The following is an 18,472-nucleotide window of genomic DNA, read 5'->3' as shown; positions in this document are numbered from 1 at the left end:
TTAGCCGTAGGTCTTGCGCAGGAACTCCCGCCAGCCCGCGACGAGTCTGGCCCGGTCCACGCCCAGCACCTCGCGCAGCATCCGGTCCTGGCCCGCGGTGTCGGTCTGCCCGGCCCTGGCCAGCCGCCGGTACAGCTCCACCAGCGTGGCCTCGCCGTGGCGTTCGGCGATGTGCGTGGTCAGCGACCAGGACGACTGGTAGGCCACGTCCAGTTTCTGGCCGCCGGAGCGGAAGTCGGCGTCGGCTGGCAGGTCCAGCTGGCCGTTCTCGGCGCGGACCCGGCGGGTCAGGTCGGGGGCGGCCTCGGTGGGCGCGATGCCCGACCCGCGGTAGCCCACGTAGTCGGCGAAGCCCTCCAGCAGCCACATCGGCGCGCCGTCCACGGTGGCGGCCCTGGCGGCCACGTGGGTGATCTCGTGCCGCAGCACCACCCGCAGCGCGCTGGCCGAGAGGCGGGTGGCGGTCTTGGGGTTGAACACGATCCGGGCGCCCTCGACCAGCTGCTGCTCGTGGTCCACCCGGTCGGCCAGGGCGACCGCGGCGATGGAGTCCACCGCGAACTCCGAGCCGACCATGGCCTGCAGTTCCCTGGTGGTCTCCGGCAGCACCACGACCACCCGCTGCGACCACTCCCGGCCCCACACCTCGCTGACCGCGCGCACCGCCGCGTCCAGCTCCTTGGCCACCCGCTGGGCCAGTGCCTGGTTGGCCCGGTGGCCCAGCACGATGCCGGAGTTGGTGGTCAGCACCAGGCAGGGGCCGAAGTCCCACGGGCCGCGCCAGGTGCGCCTGCCCTGGGCCTCCAGCGCGGAGTCGGAGGTCAGGTACCAGCTGTCGCCGTAGCGGGCGAACAGGTAGCCCATCGGCCGGGTGGTGGCCACCGCGTCGCCGCCGCCCAGGGCGTAGCTCAGCTCCACCCTGGGCGCGAACAGCTCCTCGGCGTCGGGGGCGTAGGAGGTGAGCCCGGAAGTGCCGAGGGCCTCGGCCGGTTCGAGGTGGTAGCGCCAGCTGCTCAGCGGCACGCCGGCCAGGTTGACGAACAGGTTGCGCTGCGCGGTGGCGAAGGCCGAGTCGGCGTTGGGGTCCAGGGTGGCCAGGAAGGTGGTCTCGTCCCGGCGCAGGATCGCCTCGGCCCGGCGGCGCATCAGCTCGGACACGGCCGCGGCGCGCGGGGCCTCCGCGGTGGTGGCCGGGGCCTCCGGCGGGACCGGGCGGCCCGCCGCGTCCAGCGTGGTGACCTGGGGCTGCGGGTCGACCACATCGCGGGCCTGCGGGGTGGCGACCACGGCGAGCCCAGCAAGCAGCACGGCGGCCACCGCGGCGACCAGCCAGCTCCTGTACCGGCCAACCCCGGACACAGCTGCATCCTAGGGCCGGACAGGCCGCGGGGCCGACACCCGATCGGTGACGGCCCCGCGGAAAAAACGGACTTACCTGGACGAGTGGCTCAGGAGCCGACCCCGACCCGGCGGACCGCGACGATGCCGCTCTGCAGCGGGGCGATCTTGACCACGTCGCCGGTGGTGGGCGCGTGCACCATCTTGCCGTTGCCGACCGAGATGCCGATGTGGCCCTTGTAGGCGACCAGGTCGCCCGGCTGGATGGCGCTGATCGGCACCGCGGTGCCGATCCGGGCCTGCTGCGAACTGGATCGCGGCAGCTCCATGCCGACCTGCCGGTAGGCCCAGTAGATCAGGCCGGAGCAGTCGAAGGTGTTGGGACCCTCGTCGCCGTAGACGTACTTCGAGCCACGCTTGCTCAGCGCCTTCTCCAGCGCCGCGCCCGCGATCCCGCTGTTGCCGGGGATGTTGATGACCGAGTTGTCCTCGGGCCCCTTGAGCTTGTTCCGCTCGTCCTGGGTGAGCTTGTCGTACTGCGCCTTCACCTTGGACCGGCGGGTCTCCAGCTCGGCCCGGCGCTTGTCCAGCTCGGTGGTGATGCGCTTGGCCTCGTCAGTGGCCTTCTGCGCGCGGTCCTTGGCGTCCACCGCGCGCTTGCCGGCGTCCTCGGCCTGCTTGATGGTGGCGTGCAGCTTGTCGATGGCGTCCTTGTTGTCGCCAGCGAGCATGTCCAGCAACGCCATCTTGTCCAGGAACTCATTCGGCGAACGCGACATCAGCAGCGCGCTGAGCTGGTTCAGCCGCGCGCCCTCGAAGTCGGCGGAGGCCATCTTGTCGACGTCCCCGCGGAGCTGCCGTTCCTGCTCGCGGGCCAGGGCGCCGAGCTTGCTGGCTTCCTCGGCCTCCTTGTTGGCCTTCTCCAGGTCGGCGTTCTTCTTGTTGAGGTCGTCCTTGGCCTCGTGCAGGGATTCCGCGATCTTCTCGGTTTCCTTGGACATTTCCTGGAGCTGCTTCATCGCCTCGGAGGCGTTGGCGGGCAGTTCCGGGTCGGCCAGCGCGGGGGTCGTCGGCGCGAGGCCGACGGCGACCACAACTGCGGAGGCCGCGAGGGCCCCGCGCATCGTGCGCTTGAGTCGATGCGACGCCACGTGGCGTACTACTCCTTCGTGCTCGCTACCGCTTACCGGGTTAGCTGACGGGTTCGGGCCCGAAGTCGCCCTACGCGCGGCGCCCAGGTACAGGCCCGCCCGATTCACCCCAACTGCCTGGGTCCCCGGTTCGGCCCCCGACAAGCCGATTCGGCGGTGTCTCGCGGTGTCGCCCTCGGTTGGACGACGGTCCGCCGCGAGATCTCGGACAGGTTACGAGTAGTGAGGCCCCCAGTCCACCGCCGCGGGGCGGCCGATGTTCGGCCGTGACCCGGCCGCCCGATCGGACTAGTTACCCAGCGACACAACAGCGCTGTGTAATCACTCACCATATTCAGCGCGACCTGCGGTGTTGCCGTTCCCTAGAGATCAACTGTCAATACCCACCGACACGGTCCGTTCCTGGTTGCAACCCGGTTCACCCGAGAAAAGTGACGAGCGCCACACGCCAACCGCGTATGTGCGCGCTCACACCCGGCCCAACCTGGCCAGCAACACCGCCGAGGGCACCGGGTGCGCGCCCCGGCGGCGGATGGAATCGGCCACCGCGCGGTCGGAGGTCACCACGACCACCGGGCGACCCTCCGGCTCGGCGGTGACCAGGGCCCTGATCACGTCGTCGGCGAGCACGCCGGGATCGCTGAAGAGCACCCGCACCCCGCGCGGCGCCGAGGTGGGCACCGCGACCACGCCGGCGCCGTCGAAGACCAGCGTGACCTCGGCCCCGGTGCGCGCGGCCAGCACCGCGAGCTGGTGCACCAGCCGGTCCCGCTGCTCGGAGAGGGTCAGCTCGGGGTAGCCGGTCTTGGTGACGTTGTAGCCGTCCACCACCAGGTGCACGGTGGGCAGCGCCAGCAGCCGGTCCAGTGCGGCCGGATCCTCCACCCGGCCGACCGCGCCGGTGGCCGGGGTGGCCCCGCGCACGGTGTCGGCCGGCCGCGGCCCACTGCCGCCGAGGGCGAGTTCCCGGCGCAGGCCGGTGACCGCGCCGGCCAGGGTGTCCACCAGCAGGCCGAGCCGGACCTCGTCGGCCTGGCGGGCCTCCCTGGCGGACTGCCTGGCCACCTCGGCCTCGGCCAGCGCGCGACCGGCCTTGACCCGCTCGGTGTCGGCGCGTTCGCGTTCCTTGTCCCGTTCGGCGGTGATCGCGGCGACCACCGCCTCGGTCTCGCCGTGTCCCTTGGTCAGCGCGGTCCTGGCCGCCTCGGCCTCGTCCTTGGCCTGACGCAGTTTCACGCCCTGCTCGCGGAGGCGTTTGCGCAGCCGGTCCAGTTCGGCCTCGCCCTCCTGCCGGACCCGCTCGGCCGCGCCCCTGGCCTCGTCCAGTTCGGCGCGCATCCTGGCCAGTTCGGCCTCCAGGCGCTCGATCCGGGACACGCCGGCGTCGCGTTCGGAGCGCAGCTGGGCGTCCACCGAGCGCCGGGCGACCAGCTCCACGTGCAGTGGCGCGGCCGGATCGGCCAGCAGCACGGCCGCGGCCGCGGTGGCCACCGGATCACCGGGGGCCAGCTCCAGGGTGCTGGGCCGGTGCTCCCGGCACCACTGCACCACCGCGTTGCGGAAGACCGCCGAATCCCGCAGCGCGGCCAGCAGCGGACCGGTGCCCAGCTTCGCCCGCTTGGCCGGGGCGAACCGGGCCACCGGCCGCAGTGGCTGCGGGATGTCGAGCTGGGGCATGGTGCCCAGCGCCTCGGCGGACAACTCGGCGAGTCGCGCGCGGACGGCCTCGGGCAGAGCGTCGAACTCCACCTCGGGCTCCGGCGGCGGCGCACCGTCCACAGCGGACGGACCCGGATCGGGTTCCGGCCGGTCGTGGCTGGTCTGCGCGGGCAACGGGAACACCCGGATAAGGTTAGCCGTCGTCAGCGCCCCTGGCGCGCAGCCACCGTCACGCTCGGCGACGCTTGCACAACAAGCTGATCACGCCAGGGCCGGGACCGGGGTCCGCTCGGCCACCGGGGCCGGGATCTCGGCGGGCATGGCGAAGTACAGGCGCACCAGCTTCTCCGCCAGCGCGGCCAGCACCCTGGTCGGCAGTGCCCGCAGAACCGCGCGCACCGGCGCCACGTTCTCCTTGTCCAGCAGCAGCACCTGGTAGACGCCGAGCACGGTGTGCCGGGGCGCCCGGCGGATCCGCGCCACGGCCTCGGCCAGCTGCCCCGACAGGTATTCCCGGGCCTTGACCCTGGCCTGGTCCACCCCGTGCATCCGGACCAGCAACCGCAGCGAGCTGAAGCAGTCCTCGGCCACGTCCTCGGCATAGGACTCGAAGTCGTCGATCATGTCCAGGAAGGCGGCCAGCGGGCGCAGCACGTGGAACAGCCCGTCGTCGGTCGGCACGCCCTTGATGTTGTTGAGCACCCTGGTCAACCCGTTGACCACCAGCGACCGGATGTCGCAGACCTCGGCGAAGACCTCCTGGGTCAGCTCGACCTCGCCGAGCATGATCCGGCCTTCCAGGACGTAGTACCGCTCCAGCTCGTCCACCACGTGCGCCACTCCGCCGTCCCAGGCGTCATAACCCTTGATCAGCTCGATCATCTCGTGCTTCCACGAGTGGTCGGTGATGGTCGAGCTGCCCATCCGCTGGGCCTGTTCGTACAAGAAGTCACCCTTGTACATCAGGCCGTAGTACTGGACCATCAACGGCCGCACCCTGGCCGCCTCGGCGGCGGTGTAGTGGCCGAACCTGAGGTTGAAGCCGTTGAGGTAGTCCAGGAACCTGTGCGCCCGCGCGTTCATCTGGTAGCTGATGTGATGTTCCTGCCAGTAATCCGACATGTCCGATTCCTCCCGAGTTCGCCTTCCAATGCGAATCCAGGATAGAATTCGAAAATCTCACCTCGGCCACGTCGGCGAATTCACATAAATGCCAGCAGAAGTGCTTGCGGAAACATCGAATTACAGCGAAATGTCATTTCTCGTCAATGAGAACCGGCAGTTCCGGCCTGCCCTGCTTGTCCTGGCGGGCCACGGTCTTGAGGATCCGCGCCAGCACCGGGCGCGGCAGCCTGCGCAGCACCGGCAGCAGCCAGTCCGGGACCGCGGAGGCGAGCACCATCAGCATCGTGGTCACGCTGATCCGATCGATCTCCACACAGGCCCGCTCGACCAGCCGGGAGCGGAACTCCTCCAGCTTCACCCGGCCCCGCTCGGCGCCGAAGATGCGCGCGTACATCCGGATCGTGCTGTAGCTGCCCGCGGCGATGTCCTTGGCGTAGGAGGGCACGTCGTCGGCGATCTCCCACAGCATGTACAGCGGCTTGCAGACCTGGACCATCTCCTCGACCACCCGGGGATCGGTGCCGAGCAGGTTGAGCATCAGCGGGGTGACCAGCGCGATGTCGGAGGAGCGGATGGAGAGCACCTCGTAGACCGACTCCTCGGTGACCTCGACCTCGCCCAGCAGCAGCTGGCCCTCCAGCTCGAAGTAGCGCTGCAGGTCGTCAAGGCGTTCCCGGCCCCGCTCATCGAGCAGGCCATAGCTCTCCAGCAGCTCCTCCATGTCCCGCCGCCAGCTCAGATCGACCTCGAAGTCGCCGTTGAGCTGCGCCTCCTCGTAGGCGAGGTCGGCCTGGTAGACCAGGGCCAGGAAGTGGATCACCAGTGGCTCGAACACCTTGGCGGTGTCCTCGTTGACGCCGATCATGCGCAGCATCGAGTCGTAGCCCTCGAGGAACATCACCCGGCTGGCCTTGAGCGATTCCAGGTAGGAGACCCGGCTCGAGGTCCACGTCTCGGGACCGTCGGGGCCGAGGATGCGCTCGCGCAACTCCTCAGCGGTGGCTGTCGATTGCACCATGACGAATACCCCAGGTCAGTCGTGGGTCGATAGGTAGGTAAACGCTTGCCCCGACAACGGGGTCAGGCGGGGACGACCGCGATGATCGGCTGCGGCAGCGCGGGCAGTTCCTGCCTGCGGGCCAGCCAGGTACGCAGCTCGCGGTGCCCGCGCAGGCGGATCCGCCCGCCGCGCAACCGGTTCTCCGCCTCGGTGAGCAGATCCTGGCGCTGCTCACGCACCCTGGCCCCGACCTGCTGGGCGCCCGCGATGGCCAGCAGCGCGTGGTAGTGGTTGTACCGGCCCGCCGCCACGTCCTTGGCGTAGTCGGCGAGGTCGCCGTCGAGCTGGGCCAGCCGCACCGCGGCCTCGTAGGCGCCGAGGGCGAAGGTGGACAGCGGCCTGCCGCACAGGGTGCTGATGACCTTGACCAGGGCCAGCAGCTCACCGGCGCGCAGCCGGGCCAGCTCGGTCAGCAGGGACTCGGTCGGCTCGACCAGGCCGGCCCGCAGCGAGGCGGTCAGCGTGTGCGCGTGCTCGAGGTCGTAGAGGCCCTTCTGCACATCGGTGTCATAGACCCCGTAGCTCTTGAAGAAGGTCTCGATCTCCTTCTTCCAGGAGCCGTCCGCGGTTTCCAGGCGGCGGGCCTGGGCGCACAGCGCGAGGTAGTGATAGGCCAGCGGCTGGATGAGCCGGATCTCCGCCCTGGAAGCCCCCAGCAGTTCCCAGTACCGCAGCCCGCCACAGGAGAAGAGCCGGGCGGTCGAGGTCACCTTGTCCCGGTAGCTGACACTGCTCTGTTCCCAGAACTCCGGCGCCGAACGCCCGTACACATTATCCCGGACATTCGTCAGCGGTTTGTTTCCCCACCTGGACAACGACTCCTCCTCGCCACACGGACTGGGGGCGAAGCTAGCAGCAAGGGCGGCTGCTGGCCCGGCAGTCAGCGGAACCTGAGGAAACTGTTGGCATCCCGGTAACCGCAGAACTGCCGGGGTCTTCGGCTATTTCTATCGAGAATTGGCACTTTCGGGCAACGGTGCGGGTACCGGCGCGGTGGCCAGCTCCCCGGTGCGCCCGAGCGAGGTCAGCAGCGGCAGCAGCACCGCCCTCGGCAGCTTCGACACCACCGCCGCGGTCAGTTCCAGGCCCAGGTCGGGCAGGCCGGCCAGGAGCAGCTTGCGCAACGCCGGGGTGCTCGCGCCCGGCAGCCTGCCCAGCGCCTGGCGCAGCAGCGCGGACCGGTAGGCGCGCAGCTTGTGCGTGGCCTGGCTGTGCCCGTGGCCCTGGACGAAGAGCCGGAGCAGGTTGAACCGGTCCCAGGCGATGTCCTCCGCGTAGTTCGCCAGGTCGGCACGCAGGTCCTGCAGGCGCAGCCACGGATCCAGCAGGGCCAGGTGCTCCTCGTCGACCGGCTGGTCCCGCAGCAGGTAGAGCAGCCGGTTGAGCACCCGGTGGTCGGCGATCCGGTCCCTGGTCAGCTCGGTGACGACCTGCTCGTCCACCGCCAGCTCGCCACGCCGGATCCGGTCCCTGGTCAGCAGGGCATGGCCGAGATCGGCCAGCCCGGCCCTGACCTGCTCGTCGAGCAGGCCGTAGCTGTCGGCCAGCGCGGACAGCTCGCCGACCAGCGACGGGTCGGCCTCGGCCTGGTAGGCCAGTGCGATGTAGTGCCGGACGAACGGGCGGATGACGTCGAACTCGGCCCTGGTGAAGCCGAGCGCGTACCGCGCGCCCCAGTTGTCCCACCGCAGCGCGCGGTTGGCCCGCAGGCTGTCCCGGTAGCTGATGTCCAGTCCCTGCCAGGCCGCAGGCGGCTCCGCCGGAACCATCCGCGCCTTGAGCCGCTGCACCGCCGCCTCGGTCACGATCGTTCTCCCCGTTCTCAGGTGTGTGCTGGTGCCCTCGGCGCCGCCGGGTCAGGAGGTGGCGGCGACCAGCGGCCCGGACTCCGCGATCGGGGCTGGCACCGGAATCTTGCGGATCATGTCCATCTCGATCTTCAGCAGCGTGCCGGCCAGCGCGCGCAGCACCCCGGTGGGCAGCAGGCGCAGCACCCCGGCGGCGTGCTCCAGCGGCAGCACCTCACTGCCGCTGACCATCCGCACCAGCGCGTCCCGGCCCGCGGTGCGGAGGCCGCCGAGCAGGTCGGCGATCGCCTTGTTCTGCAACGCGCGCAGCCCGGCGATCGCGCCGCCCGCCCCGTGCCGCCACACCATCAGGCGCAGGGTGTTGAAGCTGTTGCCTGCCACGTCCTCGGCGTAGGAGGTGAGGTCGTCGTTGATCTCACCGAGCAGCCACAGCGAACGCAGCAGCGCCTCGTAGTCCGGCGTGCAGCGCTCGCCGCGGGCCCGGAACACCACATGCAGCAGGCCGAAGAAGTCGCTGGAGCGGATCCGCAGGACGTCGGCGAGCACCTCATCGGTCAGCTCTACCTCGCCGAGCAGGATCTGCCCTTCCAGGACGTAGTAGCGCTCCAGCTCCTCGATCTCCTTGCCGATGGCGGGCTCGTAGAGGCCGTGGCCCTCGGCGACGTCGCGCATCCGCTGCTTCCAGCCGCCTTCGGCGCTGGACTGGCCGCTGGCCTGGGCGTCCTCGTAGATCTCATCGCCCTGGTAGACCAGCGCGAGCCACTGCACGACCAGCGGCTGCAGCAGGTCGTACTCGGCCCGGCTGCACCCCAGCAGGCGGCGGTAGATGTCCCCGCCCTTGAACTTCAGCACCGAGGTGCCCTTGAGGGTGGCCGCGTACGGCACGCCGGACTGACGCCAGGTGGCGTGTTTGGGCTGGTTGTAGATCGTCGCCCGGATGCGCTCCAGGGACTGCCGCTCACGACGAGAGGACACGGTCTTCCTTCCGCTGGTCCAGTTCAGCGATCGGCTGCGCGATCGGCTTGGAGATCTCCCGCGCGCCGAATCCCTCGAACCTGAAGACCGAGGTGGCCACCGTGGCCAGCACCCGGTGCGGCAGCAGGCCGAGCAGCTCCGGCAGCACCGGCAGGTTCAGGTTCACCAGCGGGGTGCTGGTCAGGTAGCGCACCAGCGCGGGCTTGCCGGCCTTGCCGAACTGCGCCAGGCCCTTGGCCGCGATCCGGTTGCGCAGCTCCCGGAGCTGCCGGCCTGCCTGCTCGGCGCCGTGCAGCCGGAGGTAGAGGCGCAGGGTCTTGTGGCTGTCCCCGGCACTGCCCCGCTGGTGGGAGTCGAGGTCCTGGTCGAGGTCGAACAACGCCGTTGAGGTCTTGACCAGCTGGTAGAACTCCTCGTCCGGGGTGCGGCCCTTGAGCCGGTCGATCACCCGGACCATCACGTGCAGGTCCGAGGAGCGCAGGAACGCGATCTCCTCCAGGACGGCCTCGGTCAGCGGCAGCTCGCCGAGCAGGACCTGGCCTTCCAGCACGTGGTAGCGCTCAAGGTCGTCCAGCGTGGCCTGGATGCGGCTGTCATAGACGTTGTGGTTCTTGAGCAGGTCCTGCAGGCGGATCTTCCAGCTGTGGTCGGTGATCCGGCTGGACCCCTCGGCCCTGGCCGCCGCGTAGCCGCGCTCGCCCTGGAAGACCAGGGAGTGGAAGTGCAGCACCAGTGGCTCGACCAGCCTGGCCTCGGCCGGGGTGCAGCCGATGGTGTGCCAGTAGGCGCCCGCGGTCTTGTCCAGGATCTCCATCTCGGCGCGCAGGTTCTCGGCGTAGGAGACGCGGTTGTCCTGCCAGCTGTCAGGTCGTTCACCCGCGGCCAGGGTGCGGCCTATCCGCGCCAGTGTCTGCTCGTCGCGCCTGCCCACTACCCAGACCTCCGGATCATCCCACCACGGCCAATGTGCCGGAACATAACAATGGATCTTGAGCAGGCACCAGGCAGAGAAGTTGACCCCGACACCGTTTCTGCCGCCGGAACTGTCGGTGCCCTGACCTACCTTCAAGACGATGAATCAGGACCGCCCGAGGGCCATCCCAGTGCAGCTCAGCCTCGAGCAGTTGGGCACCCCACTGCACGAGGTGACCTTCGTCGTGCTGGACCTGGAGACCACCGGCGGGCGGCCCGGCACGGACACGATCACCGAGTTCGGCGCGGTGAAGATCCGCGGCGGGCAGCTGCTCGGCGAGTTCGGCACCCTGGTCGACCCGGAGCGCGGCATCCCGCCGGAGGTGGTCGCGCTGACCGGCATCACCGAGGCCATGGTGCGTGACGCGCCCAAGCTGGCCGAGGTGCTGCCCGCCTTCCTGGAGTTCGCCACCGGGGACGCCAAGACGGTGCTGGTGGCGCACAACGCGCCCTTCGACATCGGCTTCCTCAAAGCGGCCAGCGCGCAGCTCGGCTACGAGTGGCCGAAGCTGCAGGTGCTGTGCACGGTCCGGCTGGCCCGCCGGGTGCTCTCCCGCGAGGAGGCCCCCAGTTGCCGGCTCTCCGCGCTGGCCGCCCTCTTCGGCGCCGCGGTCACCCCCAACCACCGGGCCCTCGACGATGCCAAGGCCACCGTGGACGTGCTGCACGCGCTGCTGGAGCGGGTCGGCCCGCTTGGCGTGCACTCACTGGAGGAACTGCTCGGCTACCTGCCCGAGGTGACCGCGGCCCAGCGCGGCAAACGCGGCCTGGCCGGCGGCCTGCCCGAACGGCCGGGCGTGTACCTGTTCCGCGGGCCCAGCGAGGAGGTGCTCTACGTCGGCACCGCCACCAACCTGCGCCGCCGCGTCGGCCAGTACTTCACCGCCGGTGAGACCAGGGCCAGGGTCAGGGACATGGTCGCCTTCGCCGTCCGCGTCGACCACGTCGAATGCGCCCACCCGCTGGAAGCCGCGGTCCGCGAACTGCGCCTGCTCGCCGCGCACCGCCCCCGGTACAACCGTCGCTCCACCCAGCCGCACCGCGCCTGGTGGATCACCCTCACCGACGAACCCTTCCCCCGCCTCTCCGTGGTCACCACCCCGAGGGAAGGTGCCCTAGGCCCCTTCACCAGCCGAAACACCGCCACCCTCGCCGTGGAGGCCATCCACGAGGCCATCCCGCTGCGCCAGTGCAACCAGCGCATCCCCGCCCGCAACCCCCAGGGCCGCCCCTGCGTCCTGGCCGACCTCGACCGCTGCGCCGCCCCCTGCGCGGGCCACCAGTCCCCCGCCGACTACGCCCCCGCCGTCGAGGCCCTGCGCGCCCTGGTCGCCGGCCACGACGACAACCCCGTCCGCCTGCTCCTGGACCAACTCGGCACCTTCGCCACCACCGAACGCTTCGAGCAGGCAGGCCTGCACCGAGACCGGATCGCGGGCCTGCTCAAGGGCCTGGACCGCGGCCAGCGGCTGACGGCGTTGGCGGCGATCCCGGAGTTCATCGCGGCCCGCCCGGACGGCAGCGGCGGCTGGCAGTTCGCGATCGTGCGGCACGGACGCCTGGCCTCCGCGGGCGGCGCCCGGCGCGGGGTGGCGCCGATGCCGGTGGTGGAGGCGCTGGTACTGGGCGCGGAGACGGTGCTGCTGGGGGCGGGCCCGCTGTTCGGGGCGCCCGCGGAGGAGGTCAGGGTGATCCTGCGCTGGGTGGAGCAACCGGGGACGCGGCTGGTGCGGGTGGCGGAGCCGTGGCGCTCGCCTGCCAGGGGGGCGGCCCGGTGGCGGGAGTGGCTGGAGCGGGCGGAGGCTGGGCGGCAGGGGTACGCGGGGGCGGATTAGCCGTAGAACTGGATCCGCCAGACCACCACCCGGACCACCGAGCCGTGCACGGTGTACTCGATCACCCCGTGCGGCCCCATGTGTGTGGTCCACCGATGGGTCTTGGGACTCCAGGTGCCTTCCTGCTCCGGCGCGACCGCCAGCCGACGACGCTTCGCGGTGAACGCCTGCTGCCCGGACGACGGCATGCTGTCGAAGGTGCGCTGCGCGACCTCGGCCAGGATGACCTCGTACCTCACGGCCGGGCCTCGTCCTCATCGCGGATCGGCGGCGGCAACAGGGAGAAGTCCTCGCCGCTGTCCCGGAACCGCTTGATCTCCGCTTCCACCTCCGGGTCCGGGTTGACCCCGAGGATGGCCATCGGCCACCAGGCGTGCACGACCTCCTGCACCGGGGCGAGGTCAAAATCCTCGGCGGCCTGGGCCAGTGCCGCGCGGAACAGCTCCTCGAACCTGGAACGGGCCTCGCCGTCCAGCGCCGCCCACACCGCAGGCCCCGTCTTGGCCACATCCACCCAGTCCGGATGCCCCGGTCCCAGCCTCATCGCCCGCTCCCCTGCCCGTCCCACTGCCGCCCACCCCACTGCCGCCTGTCCCACCGGCCCTCCCCCGGCCTCCCCGCCCTTCCCCAGTTTCCCCCTTGCCACAGGGTCAACCCAGTCCCCGCCACCCGATCGGGTCCGGCCACCCCGCGCGGTGGAAAACCCGCTGGCTACGATCGGTCCACCACCTCAGCGCCCAAGGAGCACACCGTGATCAAGGCCATCGTGCTGATCCAGTCCGACGCCGCGAGCATCCCGGAGGCCGCGCAGACCATCGCCGACTTCGAGGGTGTGCTGGAGGTCTACTCCTGTGCCGGTGACGTGGACCTGATCGCGGTGGTCCAGGTGTCCCGGCACGAGGATCTGGCGGAGCTGGTGCCCGGCCGGATCGGCAAGGTGGCCGGGGTGCTCAACACGGACACGCACATCGCGTTCCGCTCCTACTCCAAGGCCGACACCGAGGCCGCGTTCAACATCGGCGTCGACTAGTCGCCGCTCGGCTGGGCCTGCGCCGCCGCGCCCAGCTGCTCAGTGGTGCTGGCCCCGTCCAGGGACTCGCGGATGATGTCGGCGTGACCCGCGTGCTGCGCGGTCTCGCGGAACAGGTGCAACAGGATCTGGCGGGCCGACCAGTACTGGGGTTCCGGCGGGGACCACGGGTTCTGCGGGAGCAGGACCATGCTGTCCAGGTCGACGGTGGCGAAGGCCGTGTCGGTGATCTTGGCGGCGGCCAGGTACTCCGCGCGCAGCTCATCCAGGGTCCGGTCGGTCGGCATCTTGTACTGGTCCATGTCGTACATGCCCTCGGGCTCTACGCCGTCCGCGGTCAGCAGGATCCGGGTGAGCACGCGCTCGGCCGTGCTCAGGTGGCGGAGCACGCCGCCGAGGGTCAGCTCGCTCACCGTGGTCCGGGTGCCCGCCTGCTCGTCGGTCAGGTCGCGCAGGGTGATCAGCAGGGATTCGCGGGCTTCGGCCAGCATGGCCAGGGTCTGGGTGCGCTCGGTCGTCATGAACGGGACGGTATTGGGCTAAGAGGACAGGGGAGGTCCTAGTTCGCCGTCAGCACACGAGAATTAGGACAAGAAAAAGGCGCGGCCCGCGAACAGTGCTCGCGGGCCGCGCCTTCGTGTTTCTCGCTTACTCCTTGGGCTCCGCGGGCTTGCCCGCGGTCAGCTCCCTGGTGTTGTCGCCGCCGCGCAGCTCGCCCTCGTGCTTGGCGCGCTTGAGTGCGACGGTCTCCTCCACCGGGTCCGGGCTGAGCAGGCTGCCGGCCACCGGCTCGCCTGCCGCGCCCAGCGCGTTCATCTTCTTCGGCACCGAGGCGCCCTGGTAGGCCAGGGGCACCGGGTGGCCGTGGTCGTCCACCGGGCCGAGCGGCTGGTGGATCTCGATGAACTCACCGTGCGGCAGCCGCTTGATGATGCCGGTCTCCACCCCGTGCTCCAGCACCTCGCGGTCGTGCCGCTGGGCGCCGAGGCAAAGCCGGTAGGTGAGGATGTAGGCGATCGGCGGCAGGATGATCAGCCCGATCCGGCCTGCCCAGGTCATCGCGTTCAGCGAGATGGTGAACTGCCACGCGATGATGTCGTTGAAGCCGGACAGCATCATCACCATGAAGAAGGTGATGGCCATCGCGCCGAGGCTGGTGCGGACCGGCACGTCCCTCGGCCGCTGCAGCAGGTTGTGGTGCGCGTCGTCCTTGGTCATCTTGCGCTCGATCCACGGGTAGAGGATCGCCAGGGTGACGCAGAACCCGATACTGCCCATGAACGGGAAGAACGAGGCCGGGATGGTGTGCCCGAAGATGTAGATCTCCCAGGCAGGCCACAACCGGACCAGGCCGTCCGTCCAGGCCATGTACCAGTCGGGCTGGCTGCCGGCGGAGACCTGCGCGGCGTTGTACGGCCCGAAGTTCCAGATCGGGTTGATCTGCAGGAGCCCGCCCATCAGCGCGATGACGCCCACGGTGACGGCGAAGAAGCCGCCGCCCTTGGCCGCGAACACCGGCATGATCCGGACGCCGACCACGTTGCTCTCGGTGCGGCCGACACCGGGGAACTGGGTGTGCTTCTGGTACCAGACCAGCGCCAGGTGCACCGCGACCAGGCCGAGGATGATGCCCGGCAGCAGCAGGATGTGCACCGTGTAGAGCCTGGGGATGATGTCCGTGCCGGGGAACTCCCCGCCGAAGAGCGCCCAGTGCACCCAGGTGCCCAGCACCGGGATGGTCAGGATCAGCGCGGAGGCGATCCGCAGGCCGACACCGGAGAGCAGGTCGTCAGGCAGCGAGTAGCCGGTGAAGCCCTCGAACATGCCCAGCACGAACAGCAGGATGCCGATGATCCAGTTGACCTCGCGCGGGCGGCGGAACGCGCCGGTGAAGAACACCCGGAACATGTGCGCCACGATCGAGGCCATGAACAGCAGCGCCGCCCAGTGGTGCACCTGCCGGGCGAACAGGCCGCCGCGCACCTCGAAGGAGATGTTCAGCGCGGACTCGAAGGCCCGCGACATCCACACGTCCTTGAGGTTGGTGAACACCCCGGCGTACTGGACCTCCTCCATCGAGGGGTCGAAGAACAGCGCGAGGTAGACACCGGAGAGCAGCAACACGATGAAGCTGTACAGCGCGATCTCACCGAGCATGAACGACCAGTGCGTCGGGAAGACCTTGTTGATCTGCCTGCGCAGCCCGCCCGCGACGTGGTAGCGGTCGTCGGCCCACTTGGCCGCGCCGCCGGCCGCCCTGGCCGCCGGGTTCGCCTGCTTGGTCGGCGTGGTGATCGAACTCATGACTTACGCTCCCAGTAGGCCGGGCCCACCGGCTCGATGAAGTCACCGCGGGCCACCAGGAAACCCGTCTCCGGGTCCACCGTGATGGGCAGCTGCGGCAGCGAGCGGGTCGCTGGGCCGAAGATCGGCTTGGCGTAGGTGAAGACGTCGAACTGCGACTGGTGGCACGGGCAGAGCAGGCGGCCGGTCTGCTGCTCGAACAGCGAGGTCGGGCAGCCCAGGTGGGTGCAGACCTTCGAGTAGGCGTACAGGTCGCCGAAGTTGAAGTCCGCCTGGCCCTTGCGCTTGGTCACCGGCTGGCCGGGGCGCAGCCGGATCAGCATGACCGGGTTGTCCGACCGGCGCAGTGCCTTGAGCAGCGCGTGGTTGTCGCCGCGCTCGGACTCGCGGAACGGGAAGACGGTCTCGAAGCCACCGGCCTCGACGTCCTCCGGGCGGACCAGCACGACATCGTGCGGGTTGCCGGTGTCGCGCCGCAGGAAGACCTTCTCCTTGGCGTCCTTCTTCTTCCAGCCGCTGGTGGCCAGCGCGCCGTCCTCGTCGTAGGCCTTCGGGTTGCGGACCAGGCCGCCGATGGCGAAGACGCCGACGCCAAGGCCGAACACGGTGCCCGCGCCGAGCAGGCTGCGCCGGATCAGCGACCGGCGGCCGATCTCGGCCTTGGCGCCGGAGTCGGCCAGCAGCGCGACCGTGGTCTCCTTGTCGAACTCACTCGACCCGCCGTCGTGCCGGTCCTGCACCGCGACCTCGTGCGGCAGCAGCCGCTTGGCGTAGGCGATGACGCCAACGCCGATGCCGAGGATGGACAGACCCAGGGTCAGGCCAACCATCGGGGTGTAGAGGTCGTACCAGAAGCTGCCCGGCTGATCCGGCGCGATGTAGTGCGAGGGCCAGAAGATGTACACGCCGAGGAAGGCGAGACCGGCCAGCGCGCCGAGGCCGAACCAGGAGGCCACCGCGCGCTCGGTGCGGCGCTCGGCCCTGGTGCCCGGCACCGGGAAGTGCGGGTCCCGGTGCTTGAGCACGACCCCGTCGGCGGCCAGGCCGAGGGTGACCAGCTCGTCGCGGCTCAGCTCGGCCAGTTCGGCGTCGCTGGGTGTCTTCTTCTCGTGCGAGTCGCTCATGCCCTGCTCCCGATCCACACGGTCACACCGATCAGCGCGGCGAGACCGATGATCCAGGCGACCAGGCCCTCGGTGGCCGGGCCGAATCCGCCCAGCGGGTGGCCGCCCGGGTTGTTGTTGCCGTCGGTGACCGACTTGACGTAGGCCACGATGTCCTTCTTCTCCTGCGGCGAGAGCTGCCGGTCGGAGAACTTCGGCATGTTCTGCGGGCCGGTGAGCATCGCGGCGTAGATCTGCTCCTCGGACACCCCGTCCAGCGCGGGCGCGAACTTGCCGGAGGACAGCGCGCCGCCACGGCCGGTGAAGTTGTGGCAGGAGGCGCAGTTGAGCCGGAACAGCTCACCGCCGCGGGCGGAGTTCTCCCCGCGCAGCTCCTTGCCGGACTCCTGCGGCAGGGTCGGGCCGCCGCCCTTGGACTGGATGAACGCGCCGAGGGCGTCGATCTCCTCGGAGTTGAACTTGGCGGGCTTGCGCGCGGCCTGCGCCTCCTGGCGGGCCATCGGCATCCGGCCGGAGGAGACCTGGAAGTACACCGCGGCCTCGCCGACACCGATCAGGCTGGGCCCGCGGTCCTGCTCACCCTGCAGGTTCGCACCGTGGCAGGTGATGCAGGCGGTGTTGTAGAGCTGCTCGCCCTGCCGGATCTTGGTGGGATCCGACTGGGCCTGCGCGGTCTGCGGCTCGGGCAGGAACCCGGCGTAGAGCGCACCCGCGCCGACAAGCGCGATGCCGAGGGCGAGCAGGCCGGACAGGCGGCGCCTGAACTTGGCCCGCTTCCTGGCCCGATCGTTGTTGGTGGTCATCAGTGCGGCAACCCTTGCAGTCGAATTCGGGCGTACGCCTTGGGTGGGAGCTTCGGGAAGAAGTCGTCTCGTCAGGGAACGAGGTAGATGACGGCGAACAGCCCGATCCAGACGATGTCGACGAAGTGCCAGTAGTACGACACGACGATCGCCGCGGTGGCCTGGGCCGGCGTGAACTTGCTGAGCTTGGTACGCCAGATCAGGAACACGAAGGCGATCAGGCCGCCGACCACGTGCAGACCGTGGAACCCGGTGGTCAGGTAGAAGACCGTGCCGTAGGCCGAGGACGCGATGGTGGTGTGGTGCCCGGTGACCAGCGTGTAGTACTCGCCGATCTGACCGCCGACGAAGATCGTCCCCATGATCAGGGTGAGCGTGTACCACCGTCGGAGACCGAACACGTCACCGCGCTCGGCGGCGAAGACACCCATCTGACAGGTGAACGAGGACGCCACCAGGATGGTCGTGAAGACCAGGGCGTACGGCAGGTTCAGCTCGGTCGGATCCGGTGGCCACTTCCCCGTGTTCTGGGCCTTCACCGTGAAGAACATGGCGAAGAGACCAGCGAAGAACATCAGCTCGCTGGACAGCCAGACGATGGTGCCCACGCTGACCATGTTCGGGCGGTTCAGCGAGTGCACCCGTTGGCCGATGGAGGGCGCAGCAGTTGTCACGCGACGCATTATGTCCTGCGGCTCCAACGCTCGCTGGGCCGGGTCCGGCCGAGTTCCCGATCGTGTCCTGTCCCACACCCCCGCGCGCACCGCGCGCGAGGATCCGCCGACAGGGTGAAGGCCGCGCTCGCCGGGCCGGGCTATAGCATCCAACTGCCCGAACGACCTGCCGAAGAGGACCCGTGATGAGCAACGAGACCCTGACCGTCCTGGTGTTCAGCCACCGCGACGAGGTGCGCGAGGCGATCATCAGCGCGGTCGGCCGCAAGCCAGCGCCTGATCTGCCCAAGCTGCGCTACGTCGAGGCGGGCACCATCGCCGAGGTGCTGGTGGAGGCCGACTCCGGCGGCGTCGACCTGGCCATCCTGGACGGCGAGGCCCAGCCCACCGGTGGCATGGGGCTGTCCAGGCAGCTCAAGAACGAGATCACGCACTGCCCGCCGATCGTGGTCGCGGTGCGGCGCAAGGACGACCGGTGGCTGGCCACCTGGTCCCAGGCGGACGCGGTGATCGTGCACCCGCTGGACCCGCTGGCCGCCGCCGAGACCGTGGCCGAGGTGCTGCGTTCCCAGCGGCTGCCCGCGGCCCAGGGCTGAGCGGGACGGGCGGTGCGA

General features: G+C 69.9%; 19 protein-coding genes and 1 riboswitch. Of the genes, 3 read left to right on the top strand and 16 right to left on the bottom strand.

Going from position 1 to position 18,472, the window contains the following annotated elements:
* The 9 genes from HNR67_RS14105 to HNR67_RS14065 all read right to left on the bottom strand — a co-directional run bounded on the left by HNR67_RS14105 (position 1) and on the right by HNR67_RS14065 (position 10,047).
* Positions 1 to 1,359 carry a basic secretory protein-like protein gene (locus tag HNR67_RS14105; RefSeq protein WP_312987218.1) on the bottom strand — a complete coding sequence of 453 codons (1,359 nt, stop codon included), beginning with the start codon at positions 1,357 to 1,359 and terminating at the stop codon, positions 1 to 3.
* Positions 1,360 to 1,448: 89 nt separating this feature from the next.
* Entirely contained in the window at positions 1,449 to 2,489 is a 1,041-nt protein-coding gene (locus HNR67_RS46225; protein ID WP_185002474.1) for a C40 family peptidase, read from the bottom strand.
* Positions 2,490 to 2,503: 14 nt separating this feature from the next.
* A riboswitch (cyclic di-AMP (ydaO/yuaA leader) is annotated at positions 2,504 to 2,655 on the bottom strand.
* A 302-nt stretch (positions 2,656 to 2,957) separates the two neighbouring features.
* On the bottom strand, positions 2,958 to 4,331 hold the full coding sequence (locus HNR67_RS14095) for an NYN domain-containing protein (RefSeq protein WP_407645128.1): 1,374 nt from the start codon (positions 4,329 to 4,331) through the stop codon (positions 2,958 to 2,960).
* Between the two features lie 78 nt (positions 4,332 to 4,409).
* Positions 4,410 to 5,270, bottom strand: coding sequence for a hypothetical protein (locus tag HNR67_RS14090; protein WP_185002473.1), 861 nt, complete (start codon positions 5,268 to 5,270; stop codon positions 4,410 to 4,412).
* A 133-nt stretch (positions 5,271 to 5,403) separates the two neighbouring features.
* Positions 5,404 to 6,291 (bottom strand): hypothetical protein, encoded by an 888-nt coding sequence (locus HNR67_RS14085; protein WP_185002472.1) that lies wholly within the window; start codon positions 6,289 to 6,291, stop codon positions 5,404 to 5,406.
* A 62-nt stretch (positions 6,292 to 6,353) separates the two neighbouring features.
* Positions 6,354 to 7,148 (bottom strand): hypothetical protein, encoded by a 795-nt coding sequence (locus tag HNR67_RS14080; RefSeq protein WP_185002471.1) that lies wholly within the window; start codon positions 7,146 to 7,148, stop codon positions 6,354 to 6,356.
* A 132-nt stretch (positions 7,149 to 7,280) separates the two neighbouring features.
* Positions 7,281 to 8,138, bottom strand: a complete 858-nt coding sequence (locus tag HNR67_RS14075; RefSeq protein WP_185002470.1) for a hypothetical protein — start codon at positions 8,136 to 8,138, stop codon at positions 7,281 to 7,283.
* A 51-nt stretch (positions 8,139 to 8,189) separates the two neighbouring features.
* Complete coding sequence (locus tag HNR67_RS14070) at positions 8,190 to 9,116, bottom strand: hypothetical protein (protein ID WP_185002469.1); 927 nt, start codon at positions 9,114 to 9,116, stop codon at positions 8,190 to 8,192.
* Positions 9,100 to 10,047, bottom strand: a complete 948-nt coding sequence (locus HNR67_RS14065; protein WP_185002468.1) for a hypothetical protein — start codon at positions 10,045 to 10,047, stop codon at positions 9,100 to 9,102. Before HNR67_RS14065 ends, HNR67_RS14070 begins: the two co-directional genes overlap by 17 nt.
* A gap of 142 nt (positions 10,048 to 10,189) precedes the next feature.
* On the opposite strand from HNR67_RS14065, the gene HNR67_RS14060 reads away from it, so the two are divergent.
* Positions 10,190 to 11,923, top strand: coding sequence for a DEDD exonuclease domain-containing protein (locus tag HNR67_RS14060; RefSeq protein ID WP_185002467.1), 1,734 nt, complete (start codon positions 10,190 to 10,192; stop codon positions 11,921 to 11,923).
* Here HNR67_RS14060 and HNR67_RS14055 read toward each other — a convergent pair.
* Both HNR67_RS14055 and HNR67_RS14050 read right to left on the bottom strand, forming a co-directional pair.
* The gene (locus HNR67_RS14055; protein WP_185002466.1) at positions 11,920 to 12,162 is read right to left on the bottom strand and encodes a hypothetical protein; all 243 of its coding nucleotides are present in this window, start codon (positions 12,160 to 12,162) and stop codon (positions 11,920 to 11,922) included. The two genes, HNR67_RS14060 and HNR67_RS14055, sit on opposite strands and share 4 nt — an antisense overlap.
* A complete protein-coding gene (locus HNR67_RS14050) occupies positions 12,159 to 12,467 on the bottom strand; it encodes a DUF6247 family protein (RefSeq protein WP_185002465.1) in 309 nt (102 codons plus the stop codon). Before HNR67_RS14050 ends, HNR67_RS14055 begins: the two co-directional genes overlap by 4 nt.
* Before the next feature lie 207 nt (positions 12,468 to 12,674).
* Between HNR67_RS14050 and HNR67_RS44360 the strand changes: the two genes are divergently transcribed.
* Entirely contained in the window at positions 12,675 to 12,953 is a 279-nt protein-coding gene (locus tag HNR67_RS44360; protein WP_185002464.1) for an Lrp/AsnC family transcriptional regulator, read from the top strand.
* Here the strand turns inward: HNR67_RS44360 and HNR67_RS14040 are convergent.
* The 5 genes from HNR67_RS14040 to ctaE all read right to left on the bottom strand — a co-directional run bounded on the left by HNR67_RS14040 (position 12,950) and on the right by ctaE (position 17,867).
* Positions 12,950 to 13,474 (bottom strand): DinB family protein, encoded by a 525-nt coding sequence (locus HNR67_RS14040; RefSeq protein WP_185002463.1) that lies wholly within the window; start codon positions 13,472 to 13,474, stop codon positions 12,950 to 12,952. The genes HNR67_RS44360 and HNR67_RS14040 overlap by 4 nt on opposite strands.
* Before the next feature lie 127 nt (positions 13,475 to 13,601).
* Positions 13,602 to 15,257 (bottom strand): cytochrome bc1 complex cytochrome b subunit, encoded by a 1,656-nt coding sequence (gene qcrB, locus HNR67_RS14035; protein WP_185002462.1) that lies wholly within the window; start codon positions 15,255 to 15,257, stop codon positions 13,602 to 13,604.
* On the bottom strand, positions 15,254 to 16,381 hold the full coding sequence (gene qcrA, locus HNR67_RS14030; protein WP_185002461.1) for a cytochrome bc1 complex Rieske iron-sulfur subunit: 1,128 nt from the start codon (positions 16,379 to 16,381) through the stop codon (positions 15,254 to 15,256). Before qcrA ends, qcrB begins: the two co-directional genes overlap by 4 nt.
* A complete protein-coding gene (gene qcrC / locus HNR67_RS14025; protein WP_185002460.1) occupies positions 16,378 to 17,184 on the bottom strand; it encodes a cytochrome bc1 complex diheme cytochrome c subunit in 807 nt (268 codons plus the stop codon). Before qcrC ends, qcrA begins: the two co-directional genes overlap by 4 nt.
* Positions 17,185 to 17,255: 71 nt before the next feature.
* Positions 17,256 to 17,867 (bottom strand): aa3-type cytochrome oxidase subunit III, encoded by a 612-nt coding sequence (gene ctaE, locus HNR67_RS14020; RefSeq protein WP_185002459.1) that lies wholly within the window; start codon positions 17,865 to 17,867, stop codon positions 17,256 to 17,258.
* Between the two features lie 176 nt (positions 17,868 to 18,043).
* On the opposite strand from ctaE, the gene HNR67_RS14015 reads away from it, so the two are divergent.
* Positions 18,044 to 18,454, top strand: a complete 411-nt coding sequence (locus tag HNR67_RS14015; protein WP_185002458.1) for a hypothetical protein — start codon at positions 18,044 to 18,046, stop codon at positions 18,452 to 18,454.
* Positions 18,455 to 18,472 lie beyond the last annotated feature (18 nt).

Origin of the sequence: Crossiella cryophila, from assembly GCF_014204915.1 — a bacterium.
Taxonomy (GTDB): domain Bacteria; phylum Actinomycetota; class Actinomycetes; order Mycobacteriales; family Pseudonocardiaceae; genus Crossiella; species Crossiella cryophila.
Note: the sequence above shows the minus strand (reverse complement) of the source record. Positions and strands in the feature narration are given on the sequence as shown.